This window comes from Myxosarcina sp. GI1, assembly GCF_000756305.1.
In the GTDB taxonomy this organism is placed as follows: Bacteria; Cyanobacteriota; Cyanobacteriia; order Cyanobacteriales; family Xenococcaceae; genus Myxosarcina.
Genome location: NZ_JRFE01000014.1, coordinates 421,476 through 435,214, shown reverse-complemented (window position 1 = coordinate 435,214; position 13,739 = coordinate 421,476). Strand labels below are relative to the sequence as shown.

Genomic DNA, 13,739 nt, shown 5'->3' with positions numbered 1-13,739 from the left:
TATGTTTGAAGTAGTTATCGGGCATAGTAACGATCCCGATTCCCAAGAGGCGATCGCTGAAGTTCTAGAGGAATGCTCGACTGAATTAGCAGGAACGACACCCCAAGCGGGAATTTTATATGCGGCGATCGATTTTGAACACGATTTAGTTTTAGAGAGCATCTACCAACAATTTCCCCAATTAGAATTAATTGGCTGTACCACAGATGGTGAAATTTCGTCTAAATTGGGTTTTCAAGAAGATTCTCTAACGCTAATTTTGTTTTGCTCTGATGAAATTGAAATTCGGGCTGGTGTCGGACAAAATCTTGCCTCAAATCCAGTAGCCGCAGTAGAAGAAGCTATTACCAATGCTCGATCTCAAGTCGATGGCGAAATAAGTTTGTGTCTGACTTTAGCCGATGGCTTGAGTAACTGTGGCGTAACTATTGTCGAAGCAATAAAGCAAAGTTTGGGTAAGCAGATCCCTTTATTTGGTGGCATGAGTGCCGATCGCCTGCAATTTCAAAAAACCTATCAATTTTGCCAGCAGCAAGTCTATACTAACGCGATCGCGGTATTGCTATTTTCTGGCAAGTTAATCCATTCTTATGGTGTGGCTAATGGCTGGAATCCGATTGGTAAAAGACAAAAAATAACCAAAGTTGACAAAAATATAGTTTACGAACTTGATAATCGCCCCATTTTAGATTTTTATCAATACTATTTGAATGATTCTTTTCCTTCTTTAGAGTATCCCCTGGCAGTGTTCGATGAAGACAGCGACAACTTTTATATGAGAGTACCCAACAATTACGATACCGAAACGGGTAGCGTTAGCTTTTTTGCCGAAATTCCCTTGGGTGCAACCGTGCAAATTGTCGAAACTAATGGCGATCGCATTATCGAATCTTCTCCATCGTCGATGTTACAGGCGATCGACAAATACCCAGGAACGACACCAACTGTTGCCTTATTTTTTTCCTGTGCGACTCGCAGAAAGATTTTAGGGACTAAAGCCGAACGAGAATATGAAGTAATTAATAGTTGTTTACCTCGATCGCTTCCAAGCTGTGGATTTTATACTTATGGCGAAATTTCTCCCTTAGAACATTATCCAGAAACTTTTTTACACCACGAAACTTTGATCGCTTTACTCTTAGGAACGAGGTAAATGGATTCAGAACGGATAGATTACAAACGGCAAATTAAGCAGCTAGAAAAGACCAATCGAGTTTTGCAAAAAAAACTCGAACGTTCTGAAGAAAGACGAATTGGTCTTGAAGAAAACAATCAAAAAAAAGAGTCTTTATTTAAAAGAGTAATTAGCGATCTTCAAGAGTCTCAAGATATTTTGGAAAAGCGCACTCAAGAATTATCACAGGCACTAGAAAACTTGCAGCTGACGCAAAAACAGCTAGTAGAAGCTGAAAAAATGGCAGCACTGGGTAATTTGGTTGCAGGAGTCGCGCACGAAATAAATACGCCTATCGGTACTAGTATAACCGTTGCTTCTACTTTGTTTGATGAAACTCAAGCTTTTGTCGCTCGCATTCGACAAGGCGCATTAAAACGCTCGACTCTTAATAGCTATTTAGAAACAGCTTCAGAAAGTAGCCAATTAATCTCTACGAATCTCGAACGCGCTGGAGAACTGGTACAAAGTTTCAAACAAGTTGCAGTCGATCGCACCAGTTTAGAAAAACGACAGTTTTCGGTCAAACACTATATTGAAGAAGTTTTGGTAAGCCTAACTCCTCAATTCAAACATAGCAAGCATCAAATTGAGGTAACAGGAGATGAAACGATCTTCATTGATAGTTATCCAGGTGCTTTGGCACAAATAATTACTAATTTAGTCATGAACTCTCTAACTCATGCCTATCCCTCAGAAAAATCGGGAAAGATAGAATTTGCCGTATTTAAAAACGAAGATCGAGTTCAAATTAACTACAGTGATGACGGTTGTGGTATTTCCCAGGCTAATTTGAGTAAAATTTTCAATCCTTTTTTTACTACGGCAAGACACAGTGGCGGTAGCGGTTTGGGACTGCATTTAGTCTACAATTTGGTAGTTCAGCAATTACAAGGCGCGATCGTAGTAGAAAGCGAAGTTGGTAGAGGCACTTTGTTTAAAATTTCTGTTCCAGATTTAAAAGAAAATATTATTCAAAATTAAAATTAAAGGGTAAACGGGCGTATATACCCTGTGGATCTTTAAAACTTTGCAAAATTTCTAAATCCCGTTCGATTCTTAGTAATTCTGTGGTTAGGGGAGCAGTATTCTTTAGCGTCTTTAAAGCCTCGGCATCAAACAGTAATTCGAGAATTTCAGTTTCCCATCTATTTTGTTGGGGATATTCTTCTAGCCGCCAGTCAGTTCCTAACTCGGCTTGTTTGGCTGCATAAGCGACCGCCGCTTCTAATCCGCCAATGCTGTCTACCAATCCAATCTCAACAGCTTCTCGACCAGACCAAACCCTACCTCTAGCAATTTCTTTTACTTTGTCTTGAGAAAGATGGCGATATTTAGCAACCTTATTTAAAAAAAGGTCGTATATTTTGTTGACTGACTCTTGATAAATAGCCAGTTCGGCATCGGTTTTGGGACGCAGGCTAGAGTTAATATCGGCAAAACGCCCCGTTTTGACTACATCCCAAGTTATCCCCTGTTCTTGACTAATTTCTTGAAAATTAGGCAGCAAGCCAAAAACCCCAATCGAACCAGTAATCGTATTTTCCAAGGCAAAAATGCGATCGGCACCAGCAGCAATCCAGTAACCGCCAGAAGCTGCCACATTACCCATAGAGACTACTACGGGTTTGGCTTGGCGAGCGAGTAAAATTTCTCTGAGAATGACTTCTGAAGCGGTAGCACTACCTCCAGGGCTATTAATTCTTAAGACAATTGCCTCAATTTTGTCATCTTTTCTAAGCTGACGCAGGGTTTCAGTAAAGCGATCGCTACCTATAGAATCTAAATTCCCCTCTCCGTCTACAATCGAGCCTTCTGCATACAGTACTGCTACTACATTGTTAGCAGCATTTTCTCCTTCAACCAGTACGCGATTGGCGTAGGTTGCTAATTTTATTTGTCTAAAAGTTTCGCTATTTTGAGATTCTCCAGTTAGCTGTCGCAGTTGGGTTAAGACATCATCGTAATACCCACTGCGATCGATTAAGCCGATCTTTCTTGCCTCTTGAGAATAGAGAAAACCGCGATCGCTAGCCACCTGCTGCAATTTTCCCGTTGTTAATTGACGGCTTTCACCTACTGCAAACATAAAATTTCCCCACAAATCCCAGAGCAACTTTTGTGTTTGCTGGCGATTTTCAGGACTATAATCGGAACGAGTAAACGGTTCGACAGCAGATTTATAGTCGCCTACTCGAACTACCTGCACGCCAACACCGTATTTTTCCAATGCTTCTTTGAAAAAAATCTGTTGGGAATTCAAACCATTAAATTCTATAATTCCCATAGGATTTAAAACTACTCGGTTGGCAACAGAACTTAGATAGTAATCGCGTTCGCTCGAATTGACATCATAGGCAATAATTTTCTTACCCGCAGCTCTAAAATTTTGTAAAGCTTGTCTGACTTCAGCTAAATTGGCATAGCCATTGCCAGCATCGTTTTTTCTGCCATCGAGCAACAAACCTACAATCCGCTCGTCTTCGGTTGCCCGTTCTATTGACTGCAATACCCGATGCAAAGTCATGGTTTCGCGATCGCTACCAGAAAAGGCTTGTCCTAAATTAGCAGGCGATTGTGAATCTTTAATCTGCATTCCCAGATCGACTACCAATATCGATTTGTTTTCAACAACGGGTTGTTTGTTTACGGATACGGCAGTTATTAATAATAAGACCAATCCACCTGCACCAAGACCAAAAAATAGCAGCAGTCCTGCTAAGGTGCCGATCGCACTGGCAATGGTTTGCTTGAAAAATTGCTTCATTGCTTTACTGTAAGTTATTAAAGACTAAGCCAGTTAAAATCCGACTGGTTTTTATAGTTCCCCTTATATTTGACAATAAGATCTTCGACAATAGAAATTTTGCAGGCGAAAATATAGTATATTTCATCGGCATATTAGCGCGATCGCTAGTTAGAATTAATTAGCAACACAGATTGGGTAGTTATAGTAACAATTTATAAGTTTTAGTCATTAAAACTTCATTTGGTTGTCACAAGAAAGTCATAGCCAACATTTATATTAAAAATGTCGGCTCTAAATTCTACTTCACCCAAGCTCCTTCAGGCTTTTTAGGGTCGGCTTTCTCTAAATTTTAGATTACCAAATAAATAATTTTTATAATTACTCTTTTAATATAATTCGCTACTCATAACAAAATAAGCATCAGAGGTGATATATAAATAATGAAACCAACGTTTTCATCCCCATCATCATCGCCAAAACAGAACCTGTTGTCTAGTTGGCGAAAAGTTACAAAACCTATATCTCTAGTACTGCTTGGAGGCGGCATAGCTTTAGGTGGCAACTATTTAATTAATAGTCCACAAATTGTTGCCAGTCCTCTAAATGACTCAGAAGTGGCTCAAAGCTCCAATTCGCCCTTCCGTTCGTCAGTAGCTCAAAGTTCCCCCGACATTGTTCCCCAGAATTTCGTTACCAATGTAGTCAATACGGTTGGTAGTTCAGTCGTACGAATTAACGCCTCGCGGACGGTAGAAACACGATTACCAGAAGCCTTCGACGATCCTTATTTTCGCCGCTTCTTTGGTTCCCAAATGCCTAACATGCCCGATACCCAGGTACAGCGAGGTACGGGTTCTGGTTTTATTGTCAGTTCTGACGGCTTGGTTTTAACCAATGCTCACGTTATTGATGGTGCGGATAAAGTAACCGTTACTCTTAAAGACGGACGCACTATAGCAGGAGAAGTAATGGGAACCGATCCCGTTACCGATATGGCGGTAGTTAAAATTGAAGCTACCGAATTACCCGCAGTTGTATTTGGTAATTCAGATACTTTGCAAATTGGTGAGTGGGCGATCGCCATTGGCAATCCTTTAGGGCTGGACAACACCGTTACTACTGGCATCGTAAGTGCTACAGGACGCAGTAGCTCTCAAGTTGGTGTGGGAGATAAACGGATTGACTTTATCCAAACCGATGCTGCTATCAACCCTGGTAACTCTGGAGGACCTTTACTCAACTCTAAAGGTGAAGTAATTGGTATTAATACTGCAATAATTCAAAACGCTCAGGGTTTGGGCTTTGCTATTCCCATCAACACCGCCAAAAATATTGCCGAACAGTTAATCGCTAGTGGAAAAGTAGACCATCCCTTCTTAGGTATCCGTATGACTTCTTTGACTCCAGAAATCAAAGCCGAATTGCAAAACCGACAAAACTTTGCTTTTGATAGCGATAGCGGGGTAGTTATTGTCGAAGTCGTACCTAATTCTCCTGCTGCTAGAGCGGGATTGCGTGCTGGAGATGTAATTGAAGAAATTGACGGTAAAAAAATTAAAACTGCCGATGAAGTACAAAGAGCCGTAGAGCAAATCGCAGTAGGCGAGCAGTTACCAATGAAATTAAACCGTCAGGGTAGAAATTTGGCTTTAGATGTCAAGGTAGGAATCTTACCCAGCCAGACTTCATAACTATAGCAATTTATATTATTACAGCTTAAGCTTTTACCCCTAGATAATCGGTTCCTCTAGTTAATAGAGGGACTTTTTTTTTGGGATATCAAGGAAATTATTGTAGTTTTTGTGGGCGATCGCTTCATCTAACTAATAACACTGAAAATTAAAACAATATTGAGTTAATTTTTGCTAGAAGCTTCAGTAAAATCACTAAAGTAGTCTTTACAAAAATTTCTGCATAAATAATTTTCCCGACTTTTTTCATAGTATTTTCGCTTTTTAGGGTTGAGCCTCCCTATTTTTTCTGATGGGCGTTTCAGTTTTCATTGATTAAATTAGTGGGGGTTCAGCTAGCCTTTAAATGCATATTTATTTTTATTTGTAATAACGCAATATACACATAACATTGCTTCCAGTTTATTTGCTTATAGCTAAAAGCGGAGGTTGGTTTCTATTTAGCAACTTGCGATCGACTAAGTTTTTTAACTTATTAGCTCGAAAAATTTATTTAACTTTGTTACGCGATTTATAGATTTTAATTAATTACTTATGAATTTGTCCCACGATACATTTACTACTACTGAGATAAATATGTTGGCAAATAAATCTAAACTGGTTTTTATCGACTCTCAAGTTGAAAACTATCGAGCTTTAGCTGCTGGAGTCGTTCCCGAAGCCAAAGTAGTTATTCTCTCAGAGAAGTACGATGGTATCATTCAAATAAGTGAAGTTTTAAGCCAAAGACAGCAGGTAGCAGAAGTTCATATCGTCTCACACGGTTCTCCTGGCTGCTTGTATCTCGGCAACACCCAACTCAGCCTCAACACGTTAGATAAGTATCAACAAGATTTAAAATCCTGGTTCTCGTATTCCCTGCTCCCCTGCTCTCCTGCTCCCCTGCTTTTTCTTTACGGTTGTAACGTTGCTGCTGGGGATGCTGGTGAAGAGTTTATCGCCAAGTTATACGACATTACTGGTGCCAACATCGCTGCGTCTACTACTCGCACTGGTAATGCTGCTAAGGGTGGTAATTGGAACTTAGAACATCGAGTCGGTCATACAATCTCTACACTCCACAATGAACCAGTTGCTCTTACCCCTTTGAGTGTCGCAGACTGGGATGGCGTTTTGGCATTAGAAGTAAATATTACGTCCGCACCGAATTTAGTAGTCGATCACAATGGTAATGGTGGTCCCGAAGCAGCACACCTTTCGGCAACAATTACTAATACTGGTAGCGAACCACTGACTGATGTTTGGTTTTACATGGGGGACTATGGCGATGGCACTAATCCCCAGGTTGGTACCTATGCTGCCAATGGTTCTTACTCCTTTACCCATGAAGGTAATGATGCTGCTAGATATCTTGGGACTATTGCCCCAGGCGAAACCATCCATCAATACTGGCTGGTAAGCTACCCAACCGATACCGCCGTTTTTGGCAAAAAAGCCGATATCAGCGACGATACAACTCTAAATTACGACGTATGGGCAACAGCCAACGATCCGACAAATGGCAGTTTATTAGAATTTCAAAATGGCGAAGCGACTTTACGGGCAGAGATTGCAGCTTCGGCAAACAAAATTTGGCCCAATACCACATCTAAAGTTCCCGACGAATACCTTAATGCTTTTGAAGAGCAACTTGGATGGCGACCCGAAAACGTTGTCGGCGACGGCACGACGGGTTTGCAGGGTATTTGGTACGATATGGGTCGGGTCAATCAAGGTATTGACTACGACGGCGATTTCATTCCCGACCACGATGTTTGGTTGCAGCCTGTCGGCGATCCCAGCCAATACGATCCTTCAAATTCTCGCCTGGTTAGTAATTATGGGGTGCTAATCGTCAAGCTCAACGACGGCACCGAAAAAATCATTGCCTTTGAAGACCAACTGTATCACAAAGATATACCTGCTAATAATACTGGTGTTGTCGGTTTGGTCTTTTATGAATTTGCCAAACTTGGTGATGGCAGTTCTACTTTAACCCCCTATCAACAGTCAGCTTCGGGCGACGATAACATTAAATACAACGGTGACTATGGTAGGTCTGGGGGCGAGGTTGTCTTTACCGACCCCTCACTAACCTTTGATAAAGTCGTCAATACCGACACCGTAGATATTGCCTCTGCTACAGAGTATACCTATACTTTAACCGCTACTAATGATGGTACGGTTCCTTTGGGCAATCCCAGCTATGGAACTCCTCTGGTGATTTATGATGAAATTCCAGAGGGCATGAATTATGCTGGCGGTGCGGAAATTAATAATACCGTTCCTGCTGACTCTACTCTAACGGTTTTCTATTCTACCGATAATGGTGCTACCTGGGACGCTACCGAACCTGCGGATCTTTCTACAGTTACCAATCTACAGTGGTGGCTAGATTCTTCTTTAGAAGCAAGTGACTCATTTACGGCAACTTTTAATGCAGTTCCTGACGGTACTACTCCCACAGAGTCCTTCCCCTACATTCTCAACACGGGGGGAGTAGGATTTGCTGGTGGTACATTATCTGATGGCGAAGCAACTACCCGTATTCTTGGTTCGCAAACCATATCGGGAACAGTATTTGAAGACGATGGTGGAACTACTGGAACTACCTTAGACGGTATTCTCAACGGTGACGAAGCGGGTATGGATTTGGTCGATCTAAATCTTTACTACGACAGCAATAATGATGGCGCGATCGATTCGGGTGATTTCCTTTGGGATACAACTACATCCGATGTCAATGGTGATTACTCCTTTGGTGATTTGCCCGATGGTAATTGGATCGTAGAAGTTACTCGCGATGACCCAGATAAAACGACTGGTTATACTCTGTCGTCGGAAGAAACCTATGCGGTTAATATTGCGGGGGTAAATTCTACCGACAATGATTTTGGTTTTGGTCCCGTATTGGCGGTTGATAAGCAAGTAGTAAACAGCCCAGTTTTAGAAGGAAGTGAAGTTACCTATACTATCGATCTGACCAACAATTTAAGTTCGGGTTCTGGTGAAGGCGGTTCGGGGAATCAATACGATCTTTGGGTCGAATCGGTTAATGGAAATTTTACGCCACCCGAGAATATAACAGACGGAGCTAATGATACTTTTGCTTCAGCCTTTTTTAATGGGAACATTGCTGATGGAGGTGTATTTACTCTACCAGGAACGACAGCCAACATTACTAAAGTGGAAATGGTGGCGAATGTTTATCAGACAGGTACTATTAATGATGACACTTGGGAATTTCAACTTAGAGAAAATGGCGCAACCACCGATACTCTAACGTTTGTCCCTTCAGATTTTTCTACTTACAATTCTGTTGCTAATGCAGGTGAACTGATCTGGGATGTTACTAGCTTAAGAACCTGGGATTGGTCTGACTTTACTAGCACTTTTAATTCTGGAGTTGGCGCATATCTTATTACTATCAAAAACGGTCAGGGTGATAATTCAGTTCCCTATGTTGATGCCTTGGGTTTTCGAGTTACTACCGATGAACCCGCGGGTTCTGGCAGTTCCTTCGATATCGATACAACCATTGCCTCCACTCCCTTAATCGATGATTATGATGAAACTAAGCTAAGATTTGTCTCTGCTTCAGTTACTCCTGATTCAGTTGATGAAGTTAACGGTATTTTGACCTGGAATGATGTTGGGGCAGTTAATGCAGGGGACACTAACCAAATTGAAGTAGTTTACGAAGCACTCGAACCGTTAAACAATACTACTGAAAGCGGCATCCAGAACACTGCTTTGGTTACGGGCGCGGTGATGGCAAACGGAGAAGCCGTTAACGATGACTCCAATCTCGTTACCGTTACTATCAATCCAACTGCCACTATCGGTGATACTATCTGGAGTGACCAGAATAATGATGGTGTTTTTGATGCGGGCGAACCTGGCGTACCAGGAGTTACTGTCGAGTTATATGACGGTAATACTTTACTCCAAACAACAGTAACTGAGTCCAGTGGTAACTATGAGTTTGTAGTAGATACTGATGGAACTTATACAGTTCAAATAGATACTGCAACTTTACCCAGTGGTTATACAAAAACCTACGACCCTGATGGTGGTCAGGCAAATAAACATGTAGCAGATGTCACTATTGCCTCGCTAGCAAACAATCTCGACCAGGATTTTGGCTATAACATCATCAGCAATTCTTTATTTGGTAATGTCTGGCAAGACTACGATAGCGATGGTGGTACTCCCGAAGACGGTGAAGGTGGACTAAGTGGGATTACAGTTAATCTACTAAACAATACAGGCTCTGTAGTTGACACGACCACCACTGACGCAAATGGTGATTACACCTTTGAAGGTATTGCTAGTGGAGATTATCAAATACAAATTGATGCAACTACTCTACCTGCGGATTCGACCTGGACGCAAACTGCCGACCCCGATGCCACCGTTGACAACCTGACCACTAGCCTAATCACTCTTAGTGGGGGTGATTTTCTTGGCAGTTACGATTTTGGTTATTCTGCTTCGGGTACGGCATCCATTGGTGATACGGTTTTCTTTGACTGGAATCAGGATGGTATTCAAGATGCTAGCGATGAAGGCATACCTAATATCATCCTCAATCTTTATGCCGATATTGATAGTGATGGCGTATACGACCCCGATACCGACCCAATAATTACTACTACCTCTACGGCTGCTGATGGTACCTATAGCTTTACCAATCTCGCACCAGGAGATTATTTAGTTGCGGTAGATGAAACTGATACCGATCTACCTGCCGACCTTACTGGATTGGTGACTAATCCTGCTAGCGTTACTCTCACTGCAGGTGAAACTAATAATGATATCGATTTCCCCTACAACAAATATGGTGATGCCACCATTAGCGGTAATCTCTGGTATGACGTAAACGGTGACGGAACTCAAGGCACTTCTGAAACCACGACTCTATCCAACATTCTGGTAACCCTATATGCGGATCTCAACGGTGATGGTACTTATGTGGCACTACAAACAGTGGATACCGATGCTGACGGTAACTACAGCTTTAGTAGTTTGCCTGACGGGGATTATCAAATCATTGTCGATGATGCAGATACCGATTTACCCATAGATAGCTATGGAAATGTTTATCAGCCAACCACAGCTAATACAACAAATGTTTCCATCACCAACGGAGCAGACCAAACTGCGGACTTTGGTTTTGGGGTGTTGGCAACTATTGGAGATTCGGTTTATTACGATGCTAACGCTAACGGAACTCAAGATTTCAATGAAATCGGGATTGGTGGCGTTACCGTTAACTTGCTGGATGGAGAAGGTAACACAGTTGCAACTACCACCACAGCAGACGGAACTGGTGCAGAATTAGCAGGTTCTTATCTGTTTACAGGAGTCGAACCTGGAACTTATACCGTAGCAATTGACACTGCTACTTTACCGTCGGGACTAACTATTGCCGACAACACCGACGACCCAGACCGCGATGGTGTACCCAGTTGGGATAATACTTACCCCTCTCTTCCTGCTGCAGATGCCCAAGATAGTAATGTCATCGTTGACTACGGCACGAATTATCAAGGTGCGGATTTTGGTTTTGAACCCAGTTCGGTAGTTGGAGATTATATTTGGTTAGACCAAGACGGAGATGGCATTCAAGATGCTAGCGAAGTAGGGATATCGGATGTTGAAATATCCATTACCGATGGTACGACAACCTTCACTACAACTACTGATAACGAGGGTTACTACTTCTTCCAAGACCTGACGGAAGGAAACTGGACAATTACTGTTACTCAGCCAACAGACACATCACCAACTTCTAGTGGAGATATTAACGACCTACTTAATGGGACGGGCAGTGTCGGAGCTAATACCACTACGATTACGGTTGATAACACAGGAGCGGTTACTCAAGTAGATGGTAATGCCATAGATGACGGAACATATATTGACTTTGGTTATGCCTATAGTGGACCTAACAGTGTTAGCGGTACAGTAGTTTTAGAAGAACAAGGTACGACTGATGGCAATTCGGGAGAAGGCACCGATATTCCTGTCGAAAGTCTGACGGTCTTTATTTATAAAGACAACGGTGGCAGTCCAGTTTATATTGGCTCGACTGAAACCGATGCTGATGGTAATTATTCTTTCGGTAATTTACCTGCCGATACTTACTATATCTCTTTAGCTAAGAGCCTACCCATCCTAGAAGATACTGCCCTAACTACAACTGATACGGATACCCCAGCAACTTCTATTACCGACAACAATACTTCAGTATTCCAAACAGTCACAGTAGACAGTGACGTAACGGCACTCGATTTTGCCTTTGTTTCTACCCTCAATTACGATTTTGGCGACTTACCAGATTCTTACCAGACTACTCTAGAAAGTGATGGCGCAAGACACGTTGTTAGCGAAACACCTACCCTGTATCTGGGCACCGCACCCGATACGGAAACTAACGGTCAACCAACAGTAAATGCCGATGGTGACGGAGCTGAAGATGATGGAGTAGCAATTGTCGATGCTACTCTTTGGGACGACGGTACAGGAGGAGGTTCGCTTCAATTTGAGGTAACGGGAACTGGTTATTTATTAGGCTGGATCGATTGGGATAACGACGGTAATTTTACAGGAACTAACGATTTAGTAATTAACCAAGCGGTAACTGCGGGAACGCAGACCATCTCTATCGATATTCCCACAGGCGGGCTTGAAGGGGGATACGGCGAATTTTATGCTCGTTTCCGCTTGTTTGACGAGGAACCGACGATTCCCAAGCTAGCGTATCAGGGTACAGCAACCGATGGTGAAGTGGAAGATATGATTCTGGCGGTGGGTGCATTACCGACAGTAAGTATCTCGGATGTCTCTGTTAATGAAGGTGACCCACTTGTTTTTGACGTTACCCTCGATGTTCCCCATCAAACTAGCGATGTAGTTCTCGACCTAACTACAACAGGGGTTTCTGCTACAGACGGTGTTGATTATGAAAATACCAATTTTGAATATTCTACCGATGGCGGAACCACGTGGTTGAGTGCTACTGACGGTACGGAGGTAACTATTCCCGCAGGTTCTACAGGAATTCAGGTAAGAATTGATAGCACCACTGATGAAGAGGTCGAAATTAATGAAAGCTTTACCCTGGCAGTAAACTCCGTAATTAGCGGTGATGTTGCGGACTTCTCGGATACTGGTACGGGAACAATTGTCAATATCAATCCACCGTTTATCGATCTTGATGGAGATGATAGCAGTACCGCTACAGATTATGATTATCTAACTACTTTTTTTGGTTCTGCTGTTGGAATTGCCGATAGCGATACTACTATTACCGATAACGACGATGTCAATATTGAATCTGCCACCGTTACTCTCACTAATGCTCAAACTGGAGATGAATTATTAATTGATGGCTTGGCAGTTGAGCTAACAGGAACGTATGTATCTAGCAATCTTAATTTAATTAACTACGCGAGTTCTACTGCTGACGGTCAGATCTTTATTGAATTTACCAGTGCTTCGCTAAACTCCGTACCGCTAGCAGATTATCAAGAATTAATCGAAGCAATTAGCTTTAATAACACCGAAACCAGTCCCGATGCGAGGGAACGCATTATTGAAGTAGTAGTCAACGACGGAGATTATGACAGTAATATAGCTACGACTACCATCCAATTCAATCCCATTGACGGTACAGATTATTCCGATAATCTAAGCGGTACTTCCAGTAATGAGTTGTTTACTGGTGGTGCAGGACAAGATACTTTAACTGGTAATGGAGGTAATGACGTTTTTTACTTCAACCAAACCAGTGACGGCATTGATCTTATTAGCGATTTCGATCCCAACGGCGATCTTTTAGACTTCAGTGCGATCGCCTCTGGAGAATTAAATAATGTGTCGAGCGACCTCTATGCCGACGGCTATGTCGTTGCTACCCCCTTTGGTTCCGACACCATGATTCAAGTCGATTTCCAACCTCCAGGCAGCGTCTACAACAAAGACGTTGTCTATCTTCAAGGTGTCAACTCTAGCGACATAGATTCTAGCGATTTTATCTTCTAGCCCCGGCTATGGGAATGAGAATTAAGCTCGCTCGCTAGCTGTTTTGTTTAGTTCTCATTCTTCAACGTTATCTGTATCCATGCCATTCATAAATTTA

General features: G+C 42.2%; 5 protein-coding genes. 4 read left to right on the top strand and 1 reads right to left on the bottom strand.

The features are described from left to right. The first annotated feature begins 1 nt into the window (after position 1). Both KV40_RS08785 and KV40_RS08780 read left to right on the top strand, forming a co-directional pair. Positions 2-1,153, top strand: coding sequence for an FIST signal transduction protein (locus tag KV40_RS08785; RefSeq protein WP_036480003.1), 1,152 nt, complete (start codon positions 2-4; stop codon positions 1,151-1,153). Next, positions 1,154-2,158 (top strand): ATP-binding protein, encoded by a 1,005-nt coding sequence (locus KV40_RS08780; RefSeq protein ID WP_072013799.1) that lies wholly within the window; start codon positions 1,154-1,156, stop codon positions 2,156-2,158. Here the strand turns inward: KV40_RS08780 and sppA are convergent. Beyond that, positions 2,145-3,941, bottom strand: coding sequence for a signal peptide peptidase SppA (gene sppA, locus KV40_RS08775; RefSeq protein ID WP_036480001.1), 1,797 nt, complete (start codon positions 3,939-3,941; stop codon positions 2,145-2,147). The genes KV40_RS08780 and sppA overlap by 14 nt on opposite strands. Positions 3,942-4,363: 422 nt before the next feature. Here sppA and KV40_RS08770 point away from each other — a divergent pair, with 422 nt between their 5' ends. Together KV40_RS08770 and KV40_RS08765 are read left to right on the top strand one after the other, a co-directional pair. Next, entirely contained in the window at positions 4,364-5,614 is a 1,251-nt protein-coding gene (locus KV40_RS08770; RefSeq protein WP_036479999.1) for an HhoA/HhoB/HtrA family serine endopeptidase, read from the top strand. Between the two features lie 534 nt (positions 5,615-6,148). Continuing rightward, the gene (locus KV40_RS08765; protein WP_081942811.1) at positions 6,149-13,642 is read left to right on the top strand and encodes an SdrD B-like domain-containing protein; all 7,494 of its coding nucleotides are present in this window, start codon (positions 6,149-6,151) and stop codon (positions 13,640-13,642) included. Positions 13,643-13,739 lie beyond the last annotated feature (97 nt).

Coding starts and splice junctions, on each gene's coding strand:
- KV40_RS08785 (WP_036480003.1), top strand. CDS start 2: ATGTTTGAAGTAGTTATCGGGCATAGTAACGATCCCGATTCCCAAGAG.
- KV40_RS08780 (WP_072013799.1), top strand. CDS start 1,154: ATGGATTCAGAACGGATAGATTACAAACGGCAAATTAAGCAGCTAGAA.
- sppA (WP_036480001.1), bottom strand. CDS start 3,941: ATGAAGCAATTTTTCAAGCAAACCATTGCCAGTGCGATCGGCACCTTA.
- KV40_RS08770 (WP_036479999.1), top strand. CDS start 4,364: ATGAAACCAACGTTTTCATCCCCATCATCATCGCCAAAACAGAACCTG.
- KV40_RS08765 (WP_081942811.1), top strand. CDS start 6,149: ATGAATTTGTCCCACGATACATTTACTACTACTGAGATAAATATGTTG.